Origin of the sequence: Micromonospora palomenae (assembly GCF_007829925.1) — a bacterium.
Classification (GTDB): Bacteria; Actinomycetota; Actinomycetes; order Mycobacteriales; family Micromonosporaceae; genus Micromonospora; species Micromonospora purpureochromogenes.
Map to the genome: position 1 here is coordinate 1,287,583 of NZ_VIXA01000001.1, position 23,421 is coordinate 1,311,003.

At 70.7% G+C, this 23,421-nt stretch carries 18 protein-coding genes and 1 pseudogene; 11 read left to right on the forward strand and 8 right to left on the reverse strand.

The window, feature by feature from the left end; all coding sequences use genetic code 11:
- Positions 1–41: 41 nt before the first annotated feature.
- Genes FHX75_RS05850 through FHX75_RS05865 form a run of 4 tightly spaced genes read right to left on the reverse strand, consistent with a single transcriptional unit; the run spans position 42 to position 5,640 of the window.
- Positions 42–1,382 (reverse strand): ABC transporter substrate-binding protein, encoded by a 1,341-nt coding sequence (locus FHX75_RS05850; protein WP_211364341.1) that lies wholly within the window; start codon positions 1,380–1,382, stop codon positions 42–44.
- Between the two features lie 30 nt (positions 1,383–1,412).
- Entirely contained in the window at positions 1,413–3,905 is a 2,493-nt protein-coding gene (locus FHX75_RS05855; RefSeq protein ID WP_154938857.1) for a glycosyl hydrolase family 95 catalytic domain-containing protein, read from the reverse strand.
- Complete coding sequence (locus FHX75_RS05860; RefSeq protein WP_154937014.1) at positions 3,902–4,801, reverse strand: carbohydrate ABC transporter permease; 900 nt, start codon at positions 4,799–4,801, stop codon at positions 3,902–3,904. The genes FHX75_RS05855 and FHX75_RS05860 overlap by 4 nt, the downstream gene beginning before the upstream one ends.
- Complete coding sequence (locus tag FHX75_RS05865) at positions 4,798–5,640, reverse strand: carbohydrate ABC transporter permease (RefSeq protein WP_246157702.1); 843 nt, start codon at positions 5,638–5,640, stop codon at positions 4,798–4,800. The genes FHX75_RS05860 and FHX75_RS05865 overlap by 4 nt, the downstream gene beginning before the upstream one ends.
- A 341-nt stretch (positions 5,641–5,981) precedes the next feature.
- Here FHX75_RS05865 and FHX75_RS05870 point away from each other — a divergent pair, with 341 nt between their 5' ends.
- From FHX75_RS05870 to FHX75_RS05880, 3 genes are all read left to right on the forward strand, one after another.
- The gene (locus tag FHX75_RS05870) at positions 5,982–8,123 is read left to right on the forward strand and encodes an alpha-galactosidase (protein WP_246157704.1); all 2,142 of its coding nucleotides are present in this window, start codon (positions 5,982–5,984) and stop codon (positions 8,121–8,123) included.
- On the forward strand, positions 8,120–8,779 hold the full coding sequence (locus tag FHX75_RS05875; RefSeq protein ID WP_154937017.1) for an SGNH/GDSL hydrolase family protein: 660 nt from the start codon (positions 8,120–8,122) through the stop codon (positions 8,777–8,779). Before FHX75_RS05870 ends, FHX75_RS05875 begins: the two co-directional genes overlap by 4 nt.
- Before the next feature lie 143 nt (positions 8,780–8,922).
- On the forward strand, positions 8,923–9,216 hold the full coding sequence (locus FHX75_RS05880; RefSeq protein WP_154937018.1) for a DUF1330 domain-containing protein: 294 nt from the start codon (positions 8,923–8,925) through the stop codon (positions 9,214–9,216).
- Between the two features lie 180 nt (positions 9,217–9,396).
- Here the strand turns inward: FHX75_RS05880 and FHX75_RS32160 are convergent.
- Positions 9,397–9,672, reverse strand: a pseudogene (locus FHX75_RS32160) (YybH family protein); the annotation flags it as partial.
- A gap of 200 nt (positions 9,673–9,872) precedes the next feature.
- Positions 9,873–10,163 carry a hypothetical protein gene (locus tag FHX75_RS05895; RefSeq protein ID WP_154937019.1) on the reverse strand — a complete coding sequence of 97 codons (291 nt, stop codon included), beginning with the start codon at positions 10,161–10,163 and terminating at the stop codon, positions 9,873–9,875.
- A 435-nt stretch (positions 10,164–10,598) separates the two neighbouring features.
- Between FHX75_RS05895 and FHX75_RS05900 the strand changes: the two genes are divergently transcribed.
- The 8 genes from FHX75_RS05900 to FHX75_RS05935 all read left to right on the forward strand — a co-directional run bounded on the left by FHX75_RS05900 (position 10,599) and on the right by FHX75_RS05935 (position 21,241).
- A complete protein-coding gene (locus FHX75_RS05900; protein ID WP_154937020.1) occupies positions 10,599–11,600 on the forward strand; it encodes a LacI family DNA-binding transcriptional regulator in 1,002 nt (333 codons plus the stop codon).
- Positions 11,601–11,724: 124 nt separating this feature from the next.
- Positions 11,725–13,401, forward strand: a complete 1,677-nt coding sequence (locus FHX75_RS05905; RefSeq protein ID WP_154937021.1) for an ABC transporter substrate-binding protein — start codon at positions 11,725–11,727, stop codon at positions 13,399–13,401.
- Between the two features lie 90 nt (positions 13,402–13,491).
- Positions 13,492–14,658, forward strand: a complete 1,167-nt coding sequence (locus FHX75_RS32165) for an ABC transporter ATP-binding protein (protein ID WP_154937022.1) — start codon at positions 13,492–13,494, stop codon at positions 14,656–14,658.
- Complete coding sequence (locus tag FHX75_RS05915; RefSeq protein ID WP_154937023.1) at positions 14,655–15,632, forward strand: ABC transporter permease; 978 nt, start codon at positions 14,655–14,657, stop codon at positions 15,630–15,632. Before FHX75_RS32165 ends, FHX75_RS05915 begins: the two co-directional genes overlap by 4 nt.
- 3 nt (positions 15,633–15,635) lie before the next feature.
- Positions 15,636–16,685: an ABC transporter permease gene (locus tag FHX75_RS05920; RefSeq protein WP_211364342.1), complete on the forward strand. Its 1,050-nt coding sequence runs from the start codon at positions 15,636–15,638 to the stop codon at positions 16,683–16,685.
- On the forward strand, positions 16,682–17,689 hold the full coding sequence (locus tag FHX75_RS05925) for an ABC transporter ATP-binding protein (protein ID WP_154937024.1): 1,008 nt from the start codon (positions 16,682–16,684) through the stop codon (positions 17,687–17,689). The genes FHX75_RS05920 and FHX75_RS05925 overlap by 4 nt, the downstream gene beginning before the upstream one ends.
- 47 nt (positions 17,690–17,736) lie before the next feature.
- Positions 17,737–19,200 (forward strand): GH1 family beta-glucosidase, encoded by a 1,464-nt coding sequence (locus tag FHX75_RS05930; RefSeq protein WP_246157707.1) that lies wholly within the window; start codon positions 17,737–17,739, stop codon positions 19,198–19,200.
- 151 nt (positions 19,201–19,351) lie between these two features.
- Entirely contained in the window at positions 19,352–21,241 is a 1,890-nt protein-coding gene (locus FHX75_RS05935; protein ID WP_246157708.1) for a ricin-type beta-trefoil lectin domain protein, read from the forward strand.
- Positions 21,242–21,283: 42 nt separating this feature from the next.
- On the opposite strand, the gene FHX75_RS05940 is transcribed toward FHX75_RS05935, so the two are convergent.
- Together FHX75_RS05940 and FHX75_RS05945 are read right to left on the reverse strand one after the other, a co-directional pair.
- Positions 21,284–22,540 (reverse strand): ROK family transcriptional regulator, encoded by a 1,257-nt coding sequence (locus FHX75_RS05940; protein WP_154937026.1) that lies wholly within the window; start codon positions 22,538–22,540, stop codon positions 21,284–21,286.
- A 451-nt stretch (positions 22,541–22,991) separates the two neighbouring features.
- Entirely contained in the window at positions 22,992–23,327 is a 336-nt protein-coding gene (locus FHX75_RS05945) for a hypothetical protein (RefSeq protein WP_211364343.1), read from the reverse strand.
- Between the last annotated feature and the right edge of the window lie 94 nt (positions 23,328–23,421).

The window sequence follows — 23,421 nt, forward strand, 5'->3', positions numbered from 1 at the left end:
GGGCGGAGCCGGCATGCGTCGACTCCGCCCCGGCATCGGTGTTACTCGGCGAGGATCTTCTCGGTCTTCGTGGCCATCTCGGTGAACACATCCTTGTCGCGTTCGCCGCTGAAGTACGCCTCGAACATCGGCTGGATCGTGTCCGAGAGCTCCTGGCCGTTGGCCGTCGGCGGCGCCGGGTACAGCTCGCCGTTGTTGAGTGCGGCGACGAAGCCCGACAGGTCGAGCCCCTGCGCCTTCTGGGCGTCGACCGCGACCTGGAGCGACTTGGCGATCGACGGCAGGAACGTCGCGTCCGCGCCGGCGGCCGACTGGCAGGCCTCCGAGCCCATGTACGTGACCCACTTCCAGGTCGCGTCGAGGTTCTTCGTGCCGGCGTAGATGTTGTTGGCGTTCGAGTTGCTGATCATCGAGCGCCCCTTGGGGCCCTTGACCGTCGGCGCGATGCCCACCTTGGCGCCCGGGATCTTCGTGATCGAGGTGGCGTCCCACGTGCCGCCCTGCACCATGGCGACCGACCCCGAGCCGATCTGCTGGCTGCCCGCGACCGTCAGCTGCCCGAACTTGGGCATCAGGCCGCGCTCGCCGAGACCGCGCACGTACTCCAGGGTCTTGACGAAGTCGGGGTTGTCGTACGGGAACCGGGTCGGCCAGGCCGGCTTGTCACCGAGCCGCCAGCCGAGGGTCGACACGAACGGGTTCCACGAGGTCTGCCCGTTGAAGTCAGCGGCGGCGAGGCTGCCGATGCCGTAGGTGGCCACCTTGGTCTTGTCGAATCCGGGTTGGTCGCCGCGGACGCCGTTCTTGTCGACGGTGAGGCGCGCGACGACGTCGTCGAAGGTGCCGCCGTCGTCGGGGTTCCACGTCATGCCCGTGATGTCGGCGTCGGTGAGGCCCGCCGCAGCGACCTTGTCCTTGTTGAAGTAGATCGCGGCGGCCGCCCAGTCCAGCGGGATGCCGTACTGCTTGCCGTCGGTGTACTTCCACGAGTCGACGCCGATGTCGAAGACCGACAGGTCGTACCCGGTCTTCTTGATCTGGTCGTCGAGGGCCAGGATCTGCTTCTGCCCGGCGTAGGCGCCCAGCAGGGGGACGCTGTTCTGGAACGCGTCGGGCGCCGCGCCCGAGACGAAGCCGGCGGTGAGCTTGGTGAAGTAGTCCTCCACGCCGTACTGGGAGATCTTGACGGTGATGCCGGGGTTGGCCTGCTGGAAGCCGGGCAGGCACTTCTGGTACGAGGCGGCCTGGCGCTCGTCCCAGGTCCACCAGTTGACCGTGCCGCCGCTGCTGCTGCTGCCGGAGTCTTCGCCCTTCGAGCAGGCGGTGAGTGTGACGGTCAAGGCGACGAGCGCCAGCACCGCCGCGATCCGCTTCGGTTTCACGAGTTCCTCACTATGGGTGGCGGGGCGCCGTCACTGACGCCCGGTTGGGTGGGGGTGGGTGTGGTGGGTCTGCGGCGCCGGCTGCGCTGCTGCCGCCGGCGGTGTCAGGTCGGGCGCGGGATGCTCGGCGGGCCGCAGCGAGACCTCGCCGTGTGCCGGGACGTCGAGTTCGAGCAGCCGGTCGCCGTGCTCGACGACGACCCGGTGGGGGGCGCCGCGAACGTCGCGGATCACGGCGCTGTCGACGGCGCCGCCGGCCCAGACGAGGTCGACCTCGAGCCCGCCGCGTGCCCGCAACCCGGCTACCCGACCGCTCGGCCACTGCGCGGGCAGTGCGGGCAGCAGCCGGATGCGGCCGTGGTGGCTCTGCACGAGCAGCTCGGCGATCGCCGCCGTGAACCCGTAGTTGCCGTCGATCTGGAAGGGCGGGTGCGTGCTGAACAGGTTCGGCAGGAGCCCGCCCCACTCGGATCCGTCGACGGGGGCGAGCCGGCGGTGGTCGCGGTCGAACGCGGTGCTCGCCTCGAGCAGTAGCGCTCGGGCTTCGGCAGCGTCGCCGAGCCGGGCTCGGAGCGCGATCTTCCACGCCCACGACCAGCCCATCGCCCCGGGTCCGCGGGCGTCGAGGAAGCGGCGCGCCGCCTCGGCGAGTTCAGGCGTGCGGACGGGATCGATGAGATCGAGCGGGTAGAGCGCGACGAGCGGAGACAGGTGCCGGTGGTGCGGGTCCGCCTCCGCAACATCGGTCGACCACTCGCACAGCCGGCCGTCGGGGCCGACCCTGAGCTCCGGGAGACGTTCGAGGGCGGCGGCGAGGTCGCGGTCGAGCGGGTCTTCGAGGCCGAGTACGGCGATGGCCGATCGGGCGCGCGCGAACAGCGCTCGGATGAGGGCGAGGTCCGTCGTCGTCGAGACGCTGAGCGCTTCGGGCCGTCCGTCGGAGCCGAGGAACAGGTTCTCGGGCGAGGTCGAGGGGATGGTGCGCAGCTGGCCGCTCGCGGGGTCGTCGACGAGCCAGTCGAGGCAGAACAGCGCCGCCCCGCGCATCAGCGGCCAGACGGTGTGCTCCAGCAGCTCGCGGTCGCCGGCGAACTCGTAGCGGTCCCAGAGGTTGTGGGTGAGCCAGACGCCGCCCATCATCCAGATCGCCCAGCTCGGGGCGCCGTGACCCATGCCGACCGGCAGGCTCCAGCCCCAGAGGTCGCTGTTGTGGTGGGCGACCCAGCCACGGGCACCGTAGAGGCGGGCCGCGACGTCGGAGCCGGTGCTCGCGATGCGCCGCACGAGCGCGGTCAGCGGCTCGGTCGAATCGTCGAGTCCGACGATCGGTGCGGCCCAGTAGTTCATCTGGGTGTTGATGTTGATCGTGTAGTTGGCCGACCACGGCGGTCTGAGCTCGTCGTTCCAGATCCCCTGCAGGTTCGCGGCGGGGCTGCCCGAGCGCGACGACGCGGCGAGCAGGTAGCGGCCGTACTCGGCGAGCACGGTCGCCCGGAGGCCTTCGTCGTCGCCGTGCAGGATGTCGCGCTCGACGTCCCAGGTGCCGGCGCGCCGGCCGCCGATCGCGAAGCGCGCCCCCGAGGCATGCTCGCGCACGTCGGCGAGATGCTCGGCGAACCGCTCGTGCGCCGTCTGCCGCAGGGCGGCCGTGACGTTCGAGCGGGCGCGCTCCCGGATCTCCTCCGGCGAGGAGCTCCGCCAGTCGGCGCCGTCGGGGTCGGCCCACCACAGTCCGGCCCTGCTCGACGTCGACAGTGCGATCAGCAGCCGGCTGGCCCCGCGGATCCGCAGGGTGTCGCCGGCGCAACCCTGGGTTCCGTCGCTTCGCAGCGCGAGCGCCGCGGTCGCGAAGTGGTCGAAGCCGTCGGCTTGCGGGGACAGGTAGCGATGAGCCGGCTGCACCGCGGGCTCGTGCAGGGGGGCACCGTCGATCGGCGCGAGCACGTCGAGGGTGAGGCCGGTGGCGGTGGTGTCGCGGCCCGCCTCGCGCAGGCGCGTCGACAGGCGCAGGTCGACGTCGAGCACCGGCCGGTCGGCGAGGTACTCGACGAAGAGGCAGCCGGCGGGCGCGGAGGCGAAGGTGCGGCGCGTGACGGCAGCGCCGTCGATCACGAGCGGTTCGGTCACGTACGCCTCGTCGAGGTCGAGGACGCGGGCGGGCCGGCCTTCCGCGACGGCCGCGCCGCGCGTCTCGAGTTCCAGGTCGACGAAGGGCAGGAACTCCTGGGAGTACGGGCCCTCGAAACTCATCAGGAGCGCTTCGGCGCGTCGGAGGTCCCCGGCGTCGATCGCCGAGCGGATCTCGGCGAGGCGTTCGGGTCCGGCTCCGCGCGCGACGAGGTCGGCGAGCACGTGGGCCGGCCCGTCGGGGTGACCCGACCAGATGGTCGCGTCGTTGACCTGGATGCGGGTGCGGGCGCCGCCGAAGACCATCGCGCCGAGACGGCCGTTGCCCAGCGGCGTGGCCTCGACCCAGTCGCGTGCGGGTTGCCGCCAGGCGACGCGGAGGGTCCCGGCTGTCACTTGATCCCCGAGAAGCCGATGGAGTTGACGATGCGCCTGCCGAAGACCATGAACAGCCCGAGCATCGGCAGGGCCGCGACGAGCGTCGCCGCCATCAGTCCGGCCCAGTCGGGTTGGGCCTGCGGCGACGACTGCTTGAACACGGCCAGCGCGAGGGTGAGCGGTTGCACCGACTCGTCGCTCGTCACGAGCAGCGGCCAGAAGTAGTCGTTCCACATCCCGATGAACCCGAGGATCGACAGGGTGATCATGGGTCCGCTGGTCATCGGGAGGGTGATGCCGAAGAGGATCCTGATCCGGCCGGCACCGTCGAGCAGGGCCGCCTCCTCGGTCTCGGTCGGCAGGCCGAGCATGAACTGCCGGAGGAAGAAGATGTTGAAGGCCGAGAAGAGCGCCCCGGGCAGGATCATCCCGGCGAAGGTGTTGAGCAGGCCGAGTTCCTTCACGAGCACGAAGTTCGGCAGCAGGGTGAGGATGCCGGGAACCATGAGCGCGGTGAGGAAGAGGCTGAACATGAAGTCGCGGCCCCGCCATTGCAGGCGCGCGAAGGCGTACGCGGCGATCGTGGAGAAGAACACGATGAGCGCCGTCGAGACCGTGGCGTAGATGAGGGAGTTGACGAGGAAGTGGCCGATCTCGACCGATGCGCCCGAGCCGCCCTCGGCGATGGACTCCTCGGTCGTCGCGAGCCCCAGCACCCGCTTGAAGGGTCCCCAGGTGAAGCCGACGGGCAGGATCGAGGCCGGGTTGGCCATGAGCGCGTAGTTGTCGGAGAGCGCGGTGCGCAGGATCCAGTAGAACGGGAAGATCGTCACGAAGAGGATGGCGATGAGGTACGCCCAGGCGAGGGCGCGACCGGTGGTGAGGCGGCGTCGACGGGTGGCGGAGGTGCTCATTCGCTGGTGTCCGATTCGCTCGCGCGCAGCAGGCGCATCTGCAGGAAGGTGATGACGATGAGGATCGCGAAGAGGGCGAAGGACATCGCGGAGGCGTAGCCGAAGTCGAACTGGCCGAACGCCTTGCTGTAGATGTACATCTGCAGGACGTTCGAGGCGTTGGCCGGGCCGCCCTTCGTCGTGACCTGGACGATGTCGAAGACCTGGAACGCACCGATGACGTTGAGCACGAGCACGAGGGCGAGGATCGGGCGCAGCAGGGGGAGCGTGAGTCGGCGGAACATCTGCAGCTCGCTCGCCCCGTCGATACGTCCGGCCTCGTAGACCGTGGCCGGAATGGTCTGCAGGCCGGCGAAGATGATGATCGAGGTGTAGCCCATCTGCTTCCACACGTTGATGAGCGCGATCGACGGGATCGCCCATCCGCGGGAGGTCAGGAACTGTACGCCGTCGCCGCCGAGCGCCTCGATGAGGATGTTGACGATCCCGAGCTGGGTGTCGAGCAGCCACGACCACACGGTCGCGGCGACGACCGCGGAGATGAGGAAGGGCAAAATGATGAGGCCGCGGACGACGGTCGAGGACGTGAGGCGGTGCAGCACCGCCGCGGTGACGACCGACACGGCCATGCTGAGGGTCACCGAGAGCAGGACGAAGTAGACGGTCACGCCGAGCGAGGACCAGAAGACCTCGTCGTCCGCAAGCTTCACGTAGTTGTTCAGGCCGACCCAGGTGGGCGGGGTGAGGACCTGGAAGTCGGTGAAGCTCAGGTAGAGGCCGCGGAGCGTCGGGTAGACCGCGAAGACGGCGAATCCGATGAACGAGGGCGCGATGAGCACCCACGCGAGCCGTGCGTCGCCCCGGTGGGCCGGGGAGTTCGCGTTGATCGGGCGGCGGAACGCCCTACGGCGCCGCGCCGCCTGTTGCGGTGGCCGCGTGTCGCGAGCCGTTGATTCCAAGAGCGCCATTGGTCTTCCTGCTCCCGCATGTTCGACCTGTCGTGCCGACTCGGCGGCGAGGTGCCCGATCTCGTCCTGCGCTTGCCGCGCCAGACTAAACATGATTAATTTACGGCGTCAAGTAACTCACTTGTAACCGTCCACGGAGGCCGTGACCCATGCTTTCCGGCGCCGAAGCCGTACTCGCCCTCCGTGCCGGAGGCACCGCCCTCATCGTCGAGGTGCGTCATCCCACCCCCCGAGTCCTGCACTGGGGGGCGGATCTCGGAGACCCGACGGAGGCCCACGGGGACGATCTTCGGCTCACCGCGGAACCCGCGATCCTCAACAACTCTCCCGACGAACCCCGGGTCCTGTCCGTGTGGCCGAGCGAGTACGACGGCTGGTCGGGCACGGCCGCGCAGTCGGGGAACGCGGCGGGGTACGCGACGACCCCGCGGCCCCTGCTCGAATCGCATCACATCGATGTCCCCGACGACGGAGTCGGCGGCAGGATCGAGTTCGGATTCGTCGACCGGGTGACGGCCATCCGGTCCTCGCTCGTCTACGAACTGGACCGCTTCGGCGTGCTCGCCGTGCGGATGAGCATCGAACGCGACGCCGCTCTCCACCCGTCGACCGGCAGCGCCCCGTACACGCTCGACGGCCTCCTCGCCCTCATGCCCGTGCCCGAACGGGCCACCGAGCTGCTCGACTTCACCGGGAAGTGGTGCCGTGAGCGCGCCCCGCAGCGCACGCCGTTCGGGTTCGGCACGCACGCCCGCGCCACCCGTCGCGGCAAGCCCGGACACGACTCGCCCTATCTCCTCGTCGCCGGCACGCCGTCGTTCGGTTTCGGCCACGGCGAGGTCTGGGCGATGCACCTGGCGTGGAGCGGCGAGCAGCGCTACCTCGCCGAACGCCTTCCCGAGGGAGCCGGTGCGTTCTCCGCCGTCATCGGCGCGGGTGAGTGCCTGCGCTCGGGTGAGGTCCTGCTCGCCGACGGCGACCGCTACGAGGCGCCGACGGTGCTGTTCATCTGGTCCGATGCCGGCACCGACGGCCTCGCGGATCGCCTGCACCGCCGACTGCGCAGCCGGCCGAACCACCCCTCGACGCCCCGGCCGCTGGTGCTGAACACCTGGGAGGCCGTCTACTTCGACCACGATCTCGACCGGCTCACCCAGCTCGTGAAACGAGCCGCCGAGGTGGGTGTCGAGCGGATCGTGCTCGACGACGGCTGGTTCCACCGCCGCCGCCAGGCCGACGCCGGCCTCGGCGACTGGTTCGTCGACCGCGACGTGTGGCCGGACGGCCTCGGCCCGTTCGTCGAGGTCGTGCGTTCCCACGGCATGCAGTTCGGGCTCTGGTTCGAGCCCGAGATGGTCAACCTGGACTCGGAGCTCGCTGAACGGCATCCGGACTGGATCCTCGGGCCGAGCGCCGGTCTCGGGCCGAGCTCCAGGCAGCAGTACGTGCTCGACATCGCCCGCCCCGAGGCGTACGGATACCTTCTCACCCGCATCGACGCTCTCGTCCGTGAGCACTCGATCGACTACCTCAAGTGGGACCACAACCGCGACCTGATCGAGGCGGTCAGCCGCGAGGCGAGCGGCGACCGGCCCGGCGTCCGCCGGCAGACGCTCGCGCTCTACCGGCTCCTCGACGAACTGCGCGAACGGCATCCGGGCCTGGAGATCGAGACGTGTTCCGGCGGCGGCGGGCGGGTCGATCTCGGCATCCTCGACCGCACCGACCGGGTGTGGGCCTCGGACTGCAACGACCCGGTGGAACGCGTGCAGATCGAGCGGTGGACGCGGGCACTCGTGCCGCCGGAACTGATCGGCTCGCACCTCGGATCGGCCCGGGCCCACACCACCTCCCGCACGACCGACCTGTCGTTCCGGCTCGTCGCGTCGCTCACGGCGCACCCGGGTATCGAGCAGGACCTCACCGCCGCCAGCGACAGCGAACTCGCGGCCATCGCCGCGTGGTCGCGGCTGTACCGGGAGATCCGGCCGCTCCTGCACACGGGACGGGTGGTCAACGCCGACCTCGCTGACGACGCGACCGCGCTCTACGGCACCGTCGCCCGCGACGGCTCGAGGGCCGTGTTCACCTGGGTGCGGTTCCAGAGCTCCGCGGCCGGTCAATCCGGCCGGGTCCGCTTCCCCGGACTCGACCGCACCGCCCGCTACCGGGTCGCCATCCGGGAGGAACTCGGCGCGGCGAGCCGGCACCAGGGGCGAGACCCCGAGTGGGTGGCCCGCGCCGCCGAACACCCGATCGAACTCTCCGGCGCCGTGCTCGCGGGCGCCGGCGTTCCCATGCCGACGCTCAACCCACAGCAGGCGATGCTCATCGACATCGAAAGGATTCCATGAACAAGCCGACCATCCTCTTCGCCGGCGACAGCGTCACCGACTGCGGGCGGCGTGAAGACCCGGCCGGGCTCGGCGACGGATACGTGCGCCGGATCGCCGAGACGCTGGGCAGCGAGGCGCACTGGGTCAACCGCGGCATCAGCGGCGATCGGAGCCGCGATCTCCGCGAAAGGTGGGACCGAGATGTGCTGGCGGCGCGGCCGACGCTCGTGAGCATTCTCGTCGGCGTCAACGACACCTGGCGACGCTACGACAGCGACGACCCCACCCCGGCGGCGGACTTCGAGACGAACTGTCGCGCGCTGCTCGAGCCACTCGCGGCCGACCAGGTCGGACTCGTGCTCATCGAGCCGTTCCTGCTCCCGGTTCGGGCGGAGCAGATCGCCTGGCGCAACGATCTCGAACCGAAGATCGCGATCGTACGGAGCCTCGCGCGGGAGTACGACGCCGCGCTCGTGCCGGCGGACACGGCCCTCAACGCCCTCGGCGACGCAGCCGGCGTCGCGCCCGACGGCGTACACCCGAGTCATCGCGGTCACCAGGTGCTTGCGTCGCTGTGGCTGGAACACGCGACTTCCCAGTTGACGGCGGTGCTCCGGCGCCGGGGTGACGCGCCGCCTCGCCCCATGCCCGAAGCACCGGTGCCCGCGACATGATCGGCAGGGCGAATCGCAGTCCCCACAACCGAACCTACGGTTCGGTTACCTGCAACCGGGAAGGCAGCAGATCCCACCTGGTGTTACATGCCAAGTAAGGCCCAGGTTCTACTTGCCCCGTACTCGAGCAGGAGACAGAGAAGATGGCGAAGGCATACTGGATCAACACCTTTCGGTCGATCAGAGACGAGAAGAAGCTGGTCGCCTACGTTGAGCTGGCCGGGCCGGCGATGCGCGCCGCGGGTGGCAGGTTCCTGGCGCGGGGACTTCCGGCTCGAGCGTTCGAGTCCGGAATCATGGAGCGCACCACGCTGATCGAGTTCGACAGTGTCGACGCCGCGGTCGCGGCCTACAACAGCCCCGCCTACCAGCAGGCGCTCCGGGTGCTCGACGACGGAGCCGAACGCGACCTGCGCATCATCGAGGCGGTTGCCTGAACGCACGCCGCCGGCGTTGAAGCCCCGCCTCCGGTTTTCGGCGCTGTGGGCCGATCCTGCACACGTGGTATTGACGGATCCGCCAGGAACCCGCGCTGAGCTGAAGGGCCAGGGACAGGTACACCGGGCTTCCCAGCCGGTGGGATCGCGGAGAACGACGTGGGCGAAACCACCAGCCGCCCCCTGGCCGATCGAGTAGGTGTGCAACACGGTCACGTCCGCGCTGCGATCGTCGGGTACGGCGTCGTAGTAGGCACGTACCATCTGCCGGCCGACGAGCACCTCGGGGCCGAAGCCGAGGAAGAGGGCATCCGGGTGGAACAGGTCGGCCATGGCCTCGACATCATGGTCGTCAAATGCTGCCTTCCACCGGCCGAGCACCTCGTCCATCGGATTGCTGGTCATGGGGCTCCTCGTTCTGGCATGACCTCGGCCGAGGGTGGTCCGGGCCTTCATCCGTCAATCGTGCCGGTTCGGCTCGCCGCTACTGAATGCTTTGAACATCTCGGACATCGCGGGGGATGTGCCGCTTCGTCGTTCGTGAATCGGGTCGCCGTGATCACCGGTGCGTCCCGAGGCATCGGGGCCAACCTCGTAATCGGGTACCGCAGGCTGGGGTACGTGTCACCGGGGCGATACGAACCATTACCGGCTCTTCACAGTTGAGGGGGTAATCGCTGGCTGGATGTTGGCTGGCGCGTCGGTCCCGGGGCAGCGATGCGCAAACGCAGCCGGAGGCCCGAACTTGTGTCACCGTTCGCAGTGGACTTCTTCGCGTACCCGCTCAGATCGGTCAACGGCGCGCGCTTGGCCGCTTCGGTCACGCCGCGCTCGGCGCTGCCGACCGCCTCGCGGGCTTGGCGTACCCGGTCGGCCGACTGCGCGTCAACGGTGCGGCGCCCGGGCGCGGCGGCGATCGTCGGGGTTGCCTCGAACTCGACGATCACGGTTTGGGGTGGTCCGCTGGCCGGCGCGGCGGTCGCCGCACCCGCGGTGAGCAGGGTCAGAGCCAGGAGCGGGACGGGCGCTGCCCCACGAGGCCAACTCGGGCGACGTCTACGCCCGCGCCCGGCCCACCTGACCCGCCTGGCGGACGTCAGGCAGCGGCGAAGGCGGCGAGCCGGTCCAGGCCGGCCGGTTCGGTCATCGGATCACGGTAGGCGCCGGCACGCCCCGGACGACCCGGTTTCCTCGCATCGACGCTGGCCACAACCCGGATCGACCGCGCTGCACAGAGGCACTTTTTTCAGGTTTCGAACTTAGCTATGTTTCGTTATCCGCCCGTTATTGACGTGACCGGCGCCACTTCGGTTGACTGCGACGGAACCGCTTCCGCAACCGGTTCCGGAACAACGCCTCACCCTTCGACCCGGGAGCGTCACGTGCAGATCACCATCGCCGACGTCGCCACCCGCGCGGGGGTGAGCAAGACGACGGTGTCGCGCGTGCTCAACGGCAAGGGCGAGGTGCACGTCCGCACCGCCGACCGGGTCCGCGCGGTCATCAACGCCCTCGGGTACGTGCCGAGCGCCCGCGCGGTCGGCCTGGCCCGCGGGCGTACCCGGGTGGTCGGCATGCTGGTGCCCGCCCTGACCTGGCCCTGGATGGGCGAGGTGCTCCAGGGCGCGGCCGACGTGGTCGAGGCCGAGGGGTATGGCATGCTGCTGTTCACCTGCACCCACGGCGACGAGTCGATGCGGCGGTTCGCCTCCCAGGTCTCCGCGAAGTCCTTCGACGGCCTGCTCGTGGTCGAGCCGGAGGGCACCCTCGACTACATCACCGAGCTGCACGAGCGCGGACTGCCGGTCATCCTCATCGACGACCGCGGCCACCAGCCCGGCTTCCCGTCGGTGCGCACCACCAACGAGTCCGGCGCGCGAGCCGCGGCGGCGCACCTGCTGGCGCACGGGCGGAACCGGCCGCTGGTGGTCACCGGCCTGAGCCGCTTCGGCTGCACCCGGGAGCGGCTGGCCGGCTTCGCGGATGGCTACGCCGACGCCGGCCTGCCCATCGACCCCGCCCTCGTCGTGGAGGGTGACTTCACCTTCGAGTGCGGGCGGGTCGCGGTGGAACGCCTGCTCGCCGACGGCGTGCCGTTCGACGCCGTCTTCGCGCACAACGACCTCTCCGCCGCCGGGGCGCTCCAGGCGCTGCGCGACGCCGGCCGGCGGGTCCCGGACGACGTAGCGGTGGTCGGCTTCGACGACCTGCCCCTGGCCGGGCACACCCACCCCCCGCTGAGCTCGGTCCGCCAGCCGTTGCGGGAGATGGGCGCGGCCGCCGCCCGCACCCTCATCGCCCACCTCGCCGGCACGCCGCTGCCCGACACCCCGACCGTCATTCCCACCAGCTTCACCGTCCGCGCCTCGACCGGCGCCACCTGACCTCTCCACCGCCGTATCCACCACCCACACCGGCGGGAGCACCGCGCCCACCGGTGGCAACACCGCACACCCTCCATCCACCACATCCCGCTCGAGGATTGCGGGAGCACCGAGGGAGACCTCCATGAGAAGAAGGCAGTTCCTCGCCGTCGCGCTGGCCGGCGCGATGGCCACCGGCGTCGCCGCGTGCGGCGACAGCCCGAACGCGAACAAGAAGAACGGCCAGGCGGCCACGGTGCTGAACGTCGGCATGCCGAACGGCCCGCAGGCCGAGAACAACAACCCGTTCCTCACCACGTCCGCCGCAGCCTCGCTGGGCTACCGCTGGCAGATCTTCGAGCCGCTGATGATGTGGAACCCGGTGAAGCCGGCCGACCCGTTCAAGCCGTGGCTGGCGACCAAGGCCGAGTGGTCGTCGGACTACACCTCGGTCAAGGTCACTATCCGAGACAACGCCACCTGGTCGGACGGGCAGAAGGTCACCGCCGAGGACGTCGCCTTCACCTACAACCTGGTCAAGAAGTACCCGGCGCTCAACGACCAGGGCGTGCCCTACACGGACGCGACCGCCAGCGGCAACGAGGTCACCATCAAGATGGCCAGCCCGCAGTTCGTGAACCAGCAGAAGGTGCTGTGGCGGGTGCCGATCGTGCCCAAGCACATCTGGGAGAAGATCAGCGACCCGACGACCGACACCGTCAAGCAGCCGGTCGGCAGCGGCCCGTACACCCTGAAGTCGTTCACCCCGGCCAGCATGACCCTGGCGGTGCGCGACAGTGGCTACTGGCAGGACCTGCCGAAGGTCAAGGAGCTGCGCTACACCTCGTACACCGACAACAGCGCGCAGACCACCGCGCTGGCCAACGGCGAGTCGGAGTGGAGCTTCGTCTTCATCCCCAACTACCAGACCGTCTTCGTGGCCAAGGACCAGGAGCACCACAAGATGTGGGCGCCCGCGATCCTGGGCATCCACGGCCTCTACCTCAACACCACGAAGAAGCCGTTCGACGACCCGACGCTGCGCCGGGCCATGAACATGGTCATCGACCGCCAGGACATCTTCACCACGGCCGAGGCCGGGTACTTCCACCCGCTGGTCAAGAGCGTGACCGGCCTGCCCAGCCCGGCTGGTGACGCGTTCATCGCCTCGGAGTTCAAGGGCCAGGAGCACAAGGTCGACGTCGAGGGCGCCAAGGCGCTGCTCACCGGCGCCGGCTACAAGCTCGACGGCAACACCCTCAAGGACAAGACCGGCAAGGCCGTCACGATCAAGCTGACCGACCCGGCCGGGTGGTCCGACTACCAGACCAGCCTCGAGATCGTGAAGGACAACCTGTCGAAGATCGGCATCGCCGCGACGGTCGACAAGGCCAACCAGGACGCCTGGTTCCGCAACGTCGAGCAGGGCAACTTCGAGGCGACCTTCCGGTGGACCGAGGGCGGCGCCACGCCGTACGACATCTACCGGACGATCATGGACGGCCGGCAGCTCAAGCCGATCGGCACCGCCTCCCCGGCGGGCAATTTCGGCCGCTTCAACAACAAGCAGGCGACCGACGCCCTGGTCGCCTACGCGAACGCCACCGACGAGGCGGCCCGCACCGCCGCGATGAGCACGCTGCAGAAGGTCTTCGTCGACCAGATGCCGATGATCCCGGTCGGCGCGGACAACATCGGCGGCGCGTACAGCACGAAGAACTGGACCGGCTGGCCCGACGACTCGGACCCGTACGGCGCCATGCAGCCCACGCAGCCCAACGCGCTGGACGTGGTCCTGCACCTGAAGCCCGCCGGTAGCTGACCCCCGGCACCGCCTCCCCGGTCGGCCCCGGCCAGCCGGGGAGGCGGCACCAGATGTTCGTGACATCGCGATCCCAGACAGGAACTCGGCATGACGTTGAGCGAGAGCGCGGCGGCGCCGGCCGACGAGGTGGTGCTGGAGGCCGTCGGCCTGACCAAGCACTTCCCCGTCCGCAGGCGGCTGCGTGACCTCTTCTCCCGGACGCCGGCAGTCGTGCACGCCGTCGACGACGTATCGTTCGCGCTGCGTCGCGGCCGGGTGACCGCGCTGGTCGGGGAGTCCGGCTCCGGCAAGTCCACAGTGGCCCGGCTACTGGCCCAGCTCTACCCCCGCACCGCCGGCGACCTCCGCCTGCACGGCACGTCGACCAGGGTGCGCGGCGGTCGTCCGTTCCGGTCGTACGTGCGGCGGGTCCAGCTGATCCTGCAGGACCCGTTCGCGTCGTTGAACCCGGTGCACACCGTCCGCTACCACCTCACCCGATCGCTGCGGATCCACGGCAACGCCGGGCGCAGCGCCGAGGACCTGGAGGCGGCCCTCGGCAAGCTGCTCACCCGGGTCAGCCTCACCCCGCCCGAGCGCTACCTGGACGCCTTCCCGCACGAGCTCTCCGGCGGCCAGCGGCAGCGGGTCGCCATCGCCCGGGCGCTCGGCGCCGACCCGGAGGTGCTCCTCGCCGACGAGCCGGTCTCCATGCTCGACGTCTCGATCCGCCTCGGCGTGCTCAACCTGCTGCAGGACCTCAAGCAGCGGCTCAACATCGCCATCCTCTACATCACGCACGACATCGCCTCGGCCCGCTACTTCGCCGACGAGACGATCGTGATGTACGCCGGCCGGATGGTCGAGGGAGGCGACAGCGAGACCGTCACCCAGAACCCGGCCCACCCGTACACCCGGCTGCTCACCGATTCGGCGCCGGACCCCGAGCGGATCACCGGCGACGGCGCCGGCGTCGACGCGGCGGCCGGGGAGGACCGTGGTCAGGGCGAGCCGCCGAGCCTGATCAGCCCGCCCGCCGGCTGCCGGTTCCACCCCCGGTGCCCGCACGCCATGCGGCGCTGCACGGCGGACCTGCCGCCACGGCTGACCATCGGCGACCGGCCCGGCCACTGGGCGGCCTGCTGGCTCTACGACCCGGCCACCGTCGCCGCCGACACTCCCGGCTCCGCCGCGCCGGACGCCGACCCGGCCGTGCCACCGCCCCCGGCGGCGCTCGAGCGGGGCGACACCGCCACCCTGGAGGAGACCCGATGAGATTCCTCCTGCAGCGCACGGCCTTCTACCTGTTCACCGCATGGGCGGCCATCACGCTCAACTTCTTCATCCCGCGGTTGGTCCCGGGCGACCCGGTGCAGTCCCTCATCTCGCGCAACCAGGGCCGGATCAGCGCCGACGCCATCGAGTCGCTGCGCGTGCTGTTCGGGCTGGACGCGAACGAGAACGTCTGGGAGCAGTACCTGCACTACTGGGGACAGCTCCTCCACGGCGACCTGGGGCTGTCGTTCACCTTCTTCCCGGCGCCGGTGTCGACGGTGATCGGCGACAGCCTGCCGTGGACGGTCGGCCTGGTCGGCATCACCACGATCATCAGCTTCCTCCTCGGCACCGCGCTCGGCGTCGGCGCCGGCTGGCGGCGCGGCTCCTGGGTCGACGGGCTGCTGCCGGCCACCACGTTCCTGTCCTCGATTCCGTACTTCTGGTTGGGCCTCGTCGCCATCGCCGTCTTCGCCGGCCCGGGGAGCTTCTTCCCGTCCTCCGGCGGCTACGAGCCGGGCCTCGTGCCGGCGTTTGACCAGTACTTCATCCCGAGCGCGATCCAGCACAGCATCCTGCCCGCCGCCACCATCCTGGTCTCTTCGATGAGCGGGTGGATCCTCAGCATGCGCAACATGATGGTCACCGTCTCCTCGGAGGACTACATCACGGTCGCCCACGCGAAGGGGCTGTCCGAGCGCCGGGTCGCCCTCAGCTACGCGGCCCGCAACGCGCTGCTGCCCAACGTCTCGGGCTTCGCCCTGTCGCTCGGGTTCATCGTCGGCGGCACGCTGCTGGTGGAGATCGTCTTCTCCTACCCCGGGCTCGGCTACCAGCTGTTCCAGGCCGTCGGCGCGAAGGACTACCCGCTGATGCAGGGCATCTTCCTGATCATCACGATATCCGTGCTGGTGGCGAACCTGCTTGCCGACGTCGCGTACCTGCTTCTCGACCCGCGGACCCGAAAGAGCTGAGCGATGACCATCTCACCGTCGAGCATCGAGCAGGTCATCCCCGGTCAGGGGGCGATGGCCCAGCCGTCGGCCGCGCCGGGCCGGGCGAAGCGGCGCCGGTTCCGGTTCATCGCCAACGCCAAGGCCGCCACCGGGCTGGTAATCCTGGGCGTCTACTGCCTCTTCGCGGTGATCGGGCCGTGGGTGGCGCCGTACGACCCGGACGCGCGCAGCAGCGACGTGCTCCAGGCGCCGTCGGCCACGCACTGGTTCGGCACCACGCATCTCGGGCAGGACATCTTCAGCCAGATCCTGGTCGGCGCACGCAGCGTCATGGTGGTGGGCCTGGTCGCCGGCGTGCTGGCCACGATCCTGTCCATCCTCATCGGCGTGACGGCCGGCTACATCGGTGGGGCGGCCGACGAGGGCCTGTCGGCGCTGTCCAACGTGTTCCTGGTCATCCCCGCGCTGCCGCTGATCATCATCGTGACGTCGATCGTCGAGCAGGCCAGCGACACGCTGGTGGCGCTCATCATCGGTTTCACCTCGTGGGCCTGGGGCGCCCGGGTGCTACGCGCCCAGACTTTGTCGCTGCGGCGCCGTGACTACGTCGAGGCGGCCCGGGCCACCGGCGAGCGGACCTGGCGGATCATCCTGTTCGAGATCCTGCCCAACCTCACCGCCATCATCGCGTCCGGCTTCGTCGGCACGGTCATCTTCGCGGTCATGTCGGAGATCACCCTGGCCTTCATCGGCATCTCGTCGATCTCGTCCTGGAACTGGGGCACCATCCTGTTCTGGGCCCAGGGCCAGCAGGCCCTCGCGCAGGGCGCCTGGTGGTGGTTCGTCCCGGCCGGGCTGGCCATCGCGCTGCTCGGCACCGCCCTCGCCCTGATCAACTTCGGGATCGACGAGTTCGTCAGCCCCCGGCTGCGCAGCGCCGGCAAGACCCGGATCCGCACCGCCGACGGCCGCACCTTGCGGATGCGGGTCGGCTTCACCCCCGTGCTGGCCCCTACCCCGTCCGTCCCGACGCCACGGGCTGCCACCACCCGAGAGGACGTTGTGCGATGAGCGATCCGGTGCTGGAGATCCGCGGACTGCGGGTCGACTACGGGCTCGGCGACGCGGCGGTGCACGCCGTCCGCGACGTCGACCTGACCCTGCACCGGGGCGAGGTGCTGGGGCTGGCCGGCGAGAGCGGCAGCGGCAAGTCCACCCTGGCGTACGGGCTGACCCGGCTGCTGCCGCCGCCCGGGGTGGTCAGCGGCGGCCAGGTGGTCTACCACCCGGTCGACGGCCCGCCGGTGGACGTGCTGACCCTCACTCCGGCGCAGCTGCGGAAGTTCCGCTGGGCGGAGACCTCGATCGTGTTCCAGGGCGCGATGAACTCGCTCAACCCGGTGCACAAGGTCTCCACCCAGCTGCTCGACGTCATCAAGGCGCACGACCCGACGAGCACCGCGGCGGGCCGGCTGGCCCGGGCGCGGGACCTGCTCCGCCTGGTCGGCATCGCCGCCGACCGGCTGGACAGCTACCCGCACCAACTCTCCGGCGGCATGCGGCAACGCGTGATGATCGCCATGGCGCTGGCGCTGGAGCCGCAGGTGGTCATCATGGACGAGCCGACCACCGCGCTGGACGTGGTGATGCAGCGGCAGATCCTCGGCCAGCTCGCCGAGCTGCGGGAGCGGCTGGGCTTCGCGGTGCTCTTCATCACCCACGACCTGTCGCTGCTGGTCGAGTTCTCCGACCGGATCGCCATCATGTACGGCGGCCGGATCGTCGAGGAGGCGCCCGCCGCGCAGCTCTACCGGCGGGCCCTGCACCCGTACACGGAGGGGTTGCTGCACTCCTTCCCGGCGCTGCGCGGCCCGCGCCGCGAGCTGACCGGCATCCCCGGCTCGCCGCCGGACCTGCGGGCCATGCCGGAGGGCTGCGCGTTCCACCCGCGCTGTCCGAAAGCCTTCGACCCGTGCGACAAGAAGGTGCCGGCGCTGGGCCCGCCCGTCGACGACCACCCGGGCCGGGACGTCGCCTGCTGGCTGCACCCGGTCGCCGCGCCGGTACCCCGCTGACCCCCGCTCTCCGCCCGACAGAACGACCCGCTACCGCGAGGAGAACCATGGACACCCACCTCACCAGCCCGACCACCGACGGCTCCAGGTCGCCGCGCGGCGTCAGACGCGCTGAGCTGGAGTCGTCGCACGGGCAGGCCGACCCGATCGACACCCTCCCGCCGGCCTTCCGGTGGGGGGTGGCGACCTCGTCGTACCAGATCGAGGGCGCGGTGGCCGAGGACGGCCGGACGCCGTCGATCTGGGACACCTTCTGCCGGGTGCCGGGCGCGGTGGCCAACGGTGACCACGGCGACGTGGCCTGCGACCACTACCACCGGATGCCGCAGGACGTCGCGCTCATCGCGGACCTGGGCCTGGACACCTACCGGTTCTCGGTGGCCTGGCCGCGGGTGCAGCCGGGCGGGCGCGGGCCGGCGAACCCGGCCGGGCTGGCCTTCTACGACCGCCTGGTGGACGAGCTGCTCGGCCGCGGGATCGACCCGTGGGTGACGCTCTACCACTGGGACCTGCCGCAGGAGCTGGAGGACGCGGGCGGCTGGCCGAACCGGGACACCGCCCACCGCTTCGCCGACTACGCGGAGCTGGTCTTCGCCGCCCTCGGCGACCGGGTGAAGACCTGGACCACGCTGAACGAGCCGTGGTGCTCGGCGATGCTCGGGTACGCGTACGGCCTGCACGCCCCGGGCCGGCGAGACCTCGGCGCCGGGATCGCGGCCGCGCACCACCTGCTGCTCGGGCACGGGCTGGCGACGCAGCGGCTGCGCGCGGCGGCGGGCAGCCCGATCGAGCTGGGCATCACCCTCAACATGGCCACCGCCGACCCGGCCACCGACAGCCCCGCCGACCGGGACGCCGCTCGGGCGGCGGACGGCCTGGGCCACCGGATCTACCTGGACCCGCTCTTCCACGGCCGCTATCCGGAGGACGTGGTGGCAGACCTGGCCGCCGAGGGGGTGCGCATCCCGGTCGAGGACGGCGACCTGGCGGTCATCTCGTCCCCGATCGACGTGCTCGGGGTGAACTACTACTTCGGGCAGGCGCACTCGGGAGTGGACGAGCAGGGCCGGGAGCGGGAGGACGACGGCCGGCCGGTGCGCCGGGTCGTCCGCCGGGAGCTGCCGCGTACCGCGATGGACTGGGAGATCGTGCCGGACTCCTTCACCGAGCTGCTGGTCCGGCTGCACCGGGACTATCCGGGCGTGCCCATGGTGATCACCGAGAACGGGGCGGCCTTCGACGACAAGCCGGACGCCGACGGGTTCGTGGCCGATGACGACCGGGTGGCGTACCTGACCGAGCACCTGCGGGCGGTGGCCCGGGCCCGGCAGGCCGGCGCGGACGTGCGTGGCTACTTCGCCTGGTCGCTGCTGGACAACTTCGAGTGGGCGTACGGCTACGACAAGCGGTTCGGCATAGTCCGGGTGGACTACGACACCCAGCGGCGTACGCCGAAGCGCAGCGCGCAGTGGTACCGCGACACCGTCCGGCGGGTGCGCGGGGAGCGCTGACCGGCCGCTCGGGGCGGCCGCGCGGGATCCTCCCGGGCGGCTGCCTCGCCGCGCCCGGGCGCCTCGCCGGCCACCTTTTTCATGTCTTGACATAAGCAGGTGCGAGGGGTTTTCTCATTCACGGATGTCGATTTATCCGGAAGGAGCATCCGTGTCCCCCACCACCGTTCCCCGGGTCGCCGGCCGCGCCGTCCTGGCGCTCTGCCTCGCGGCCAGCACCCTCGCCCTCACCCCGCCGCCGGCCGCGCAGGCCGCCGGCGAGACCGTCAACGTCTGGCTGACCACCACCTCCGACTCCGGCGGGCGGACCGTCACCCGGGGCCTGCAGCAGCAGAGCCCGCTGAGTTTCGCCGCCAGCAGCCCCGCCGCCGCGCACACCGTCACCGTCGACGAGAACACCCGGTACCAGCCGTTCGAGGGCGCCGGGGCGTCCATCACCGACACCACCGCGTACCTGCTACGCGGCGGGCCGGTGAGCGCGGCCACCCGGGACGAGGTGATGCGCAAACTGTTCAGCCCCACCGACGGCATCGGCCTGTCCTACGTGCGCAACCCGATCGGTGCCTCCGACCTGTCCCGGCCCGGCAACGTCTCGCTCGACGACACCTGCTGCGACCTGAACGACTTCGGGGCCAACGGCTACGACACGAATGTCGAGCTGCTCACCGCCCAGGCCCGGCAGCTCAATCCGGCGCTGCGGGTGATGGTGGTGCCGTGGAGCGCGCCCGGCTGGATGAAGGACAACGGCCGGATGGACCAGATGGGCTGGCTCAAGTGGGAGTACTACGCCACCTACGCCCAGTACTTCGTCAAGACCATCCAGGCGTACGCGGCCCGGGGCGTGAAGGTCGACTACCTCTCGGTGCAGAACGAGCCGAACTGCTGCCAGGCCGGCAACCCCACCGCGATGGACTACCCGGGGATGAGCTGGAACTCCTCCGGCCTGGTCGAGCTGACCAAGAACTTCGTCTACCCGGCGTTCCGCGCCGCCGGCATCACCACCAAGGTGCTCGTGCACGACTGGAACTACGGCGACTACGGCACCATCGGCTCCGGGTTGCTCGCCGACGGCGCGGTCCGCACCGACCCGCTCTTCGGCGGCATCGCCTGGCACGGCTACTGGGGTGACCCGGCGGTCGGCAGCCAGGTGCACAGCCAGTACCCGGCGGTGCCGCAGTTCAGCACCGAGCACTCCGGCGGCACCTGGATCGCCAACCAGCACAACGAGGACATGGCCGACATCGTGAACTACGCCCGGAACTGGAGCCGGAGCGTGGTGAAGTGGAGCCTCGCGGTCAACCAGTTCATGGGCCCGCACAACGGCGGCTGCGGCACCTGCACCGGCCTCATCACCGTGCAGGAGGGCGGCGCCCGCGCCGGCCAGGTCGACTACACGATCGAGTACTACACCACCGGGCACCTGACCAAGTTCGTCCGGCCGGGGGCGGTGCGGATCGACTCCACCGCCAACGGCACCGTGCAGAACGTCGCGTACCGCAACCCGGACGGGACCAAGGCGCTGCTGGCGCACAACGGCGGCAGCTCCGCCCAGTCGGTGAAGGTGGTCTGGGGCGGGCAGTCCTTCACCTACACCCTGCCGGCCCGCACCACCGCCACGTTCACCTGGTCCGGCAGCCAGTCGGGCGGGGGCGGCACGCCGACCGGCCCGATCACCGGCATCGGCGGCAAGTGCCTCGACGTCACCGACAACACCAGCGCCGACGGCACGCCGGCGCAGATCTGGAGCTGCACCGGCGGCGCGAACCAGCAGTGGACCCGGGCCGCCGACGGCACCCTCCGCTCGCTGGGCAAGTGCCTCGACGTGGCCGGGGGCGGCACCGCCGACGGCACGAAGGTGCAGTTGTGGACCTGCAACGGCAGCGCCGCCCAGCGGTGGACCTGGACGGCCGCGCGGGACCTGGTGAACCCGCAGGCGAACAAGTGCCTGGACGTCACCGGCAACACCTCCGCCGACGGCACCAAGACGCAGATCTGGAGCTGCACCGGCGGGGCCAACCAGAAGTGGAACCTCCCGTCCTGAGCCGGGGCCGGGCCGGCGGCGCTCCGCCGCCGGCCCGGTGGCTCAGCGGGTCCGCGTCCGGGGCCGCCGCGCCGCCTGCGCCGGGACCACCCGGGCGACGGGTTCGCGCGGCACGCCGCCGTGGCGCAGCAGCCGGGCCATCGGCAGGGTGGCCGCGCCCATCGCGACCGCGTCCGGTCCGAGCCGGCACAGCTCGATCGAGGTCTGGGCGTACGGCTGGCGCAGCGCGTGCCGCGCGGTGACCTCGCGGATCTGCGGCAGGTAGCGCTCGCCCAGGGCCAGGCCGGCCCAGCCGCCCAGCACCACCCGGTCGGGGTTGAACAGGTTCACCAGGTTCGCCACCCCGGCGCCGAGGTAGCCGACCGTCTCGTCGAGCACCTTGGCGGCGGTGCGGCTGGTGGCGCGCAGCAGCTCGCCGAAGGCGGTCTCCTCGTCGCCGCCGGTCGCCGGGCGACCACGGTTGGCCTGGCGGAACCGGTCAAGCACCCCTTCCGCCCCGACGTACGCCTCGAGGCAGCCGAGGTTGCCGCAGCGGCAGCGGCGGCCCCCGTACACGATGGTGGTGTGCCCCCACTCGCCGGCGCTGCTGTGCGCGCCGCGGTAGCCCACGCCGTCGGCCACCACGCAGGCCCCGACGCCGGAGCCGACCAGGGCAACGACCGCGTGCTGGACGCCGCGGCCGGCGCCGAACCACATCTCGGCCTGGCCGAGGGTCTTCGCGCCGTTGTCAATGTGCACCGGGATGTCGGTGCCGGCGCGCAGCATGGCGCCGAGTGGCACGCCGTCCCAGCCGAGGGTCTGCGCGTGCACCACGGCGTCGGCGGCGCGCTCGACGGTGCCGGAGACGGCGACGCCGAAGCCGAGCACCGCCGCCGGGTCGATGCCGGCCTGCTCGATCACCGCGGTGAGACCGTGCAGCAGGTGGTCGGTGACCTGCCGGGGGTCGGGCTCGGCGGCGGCGATCGGGTACTCCGCCTTGGCGAGGGCGGTCATCGCCAGGTCGAAGAGTTCGACCTGCACCCGGGTCTCGCCGACGTCGGCGCCGACCAGGTAGCCGTAGCCGGGGGCGACCCGCAGCAGCACCCGCGGGCGCCCGCCGTCGGACTCGACCAAGCCGGCCTCCTCGACCAGGCCCTCGGCGATCATCTCGCCGACCAGGTTGCTCACGCTGGCCAGGCTCAGCGCGGTGGACTGCCCCAGCTCGTGCCGGCTCAGCGGGCCGTCCAGCCAGATCCGGGTGAGCAGGACCGACCGGTTGGCACGACGCATGTCGCGCACGGTGGTGCGTTTGGCGTCCACGTCCGCCGCCATCCTCTCCCGGCCGCCCCCGGCAGCCTGCTTCACGCGGTGAACCAAGTGCTGACAGACTACTGCGCGTTCACATTTAACAAAGTTAACTGCTAGGCCGGCGCATTGATGAAATGCTATGTCATGCGACTCAGACGTGGGTCGACCGCCGCGCTCGGCGGCGTCGCGCGTCCACGGGATCATGGCGGTCAACTCGACTAACGCCATGCAGGCAGTTGACGCGCGCCAGCCTCCCTCTGCGTGGGCCTGAGGCTGCATCCCTGGAGTCCGCCCGGTGGGTACCCGCAGGCCCTGATGTGGCGGTGGGCTCTGGTGCGGTCGAACCGGTCGTGCTGCGCCGAGGGACGGCGCTGATCGGCCGAGCAGGTCGTGCCGGGGCGACCCTGCGGCGCCTCGGCGGACGCCGACCCTCGCCACAGACGGACCCACCGTCGCCACCCGGTCAGGCAGGGGCGGGCGCCGCCAGAAGCGCGCGCAGCTCGCGGACCGCTGCCCGCCCGGCCCGGTTCGCGCCGACCGTGCTCGCAGACGGCCCGTAGCCGACCAGGTGGACCCGGGGATCTGCGACCACCCGGGTGCCGTCCGCGACGATGCCGCCGCGGGGCCCGCGCAGCCGCAGCGGGGCCAGGTGGTCGAGCGCCGGCCGGAAGCCGGTGCACCAGAGGATGACGTCGACGTGCTGTGCCGTGCCGTCGCGCCACTGGACGCCGTCGGGGACGATCCGGTCGAACATCGGCCGGCGTCGGACCCGGTTGCAGTCGCGTGAGCCCACGTGCATCCCTTCAGCCTGCCCGAATCCCGCCGTGTTGGGCACTTCGCACAAGCAACGTCTCAAACGCTCACGAGTCGCAGCTCACACTTGAACGTTCAAG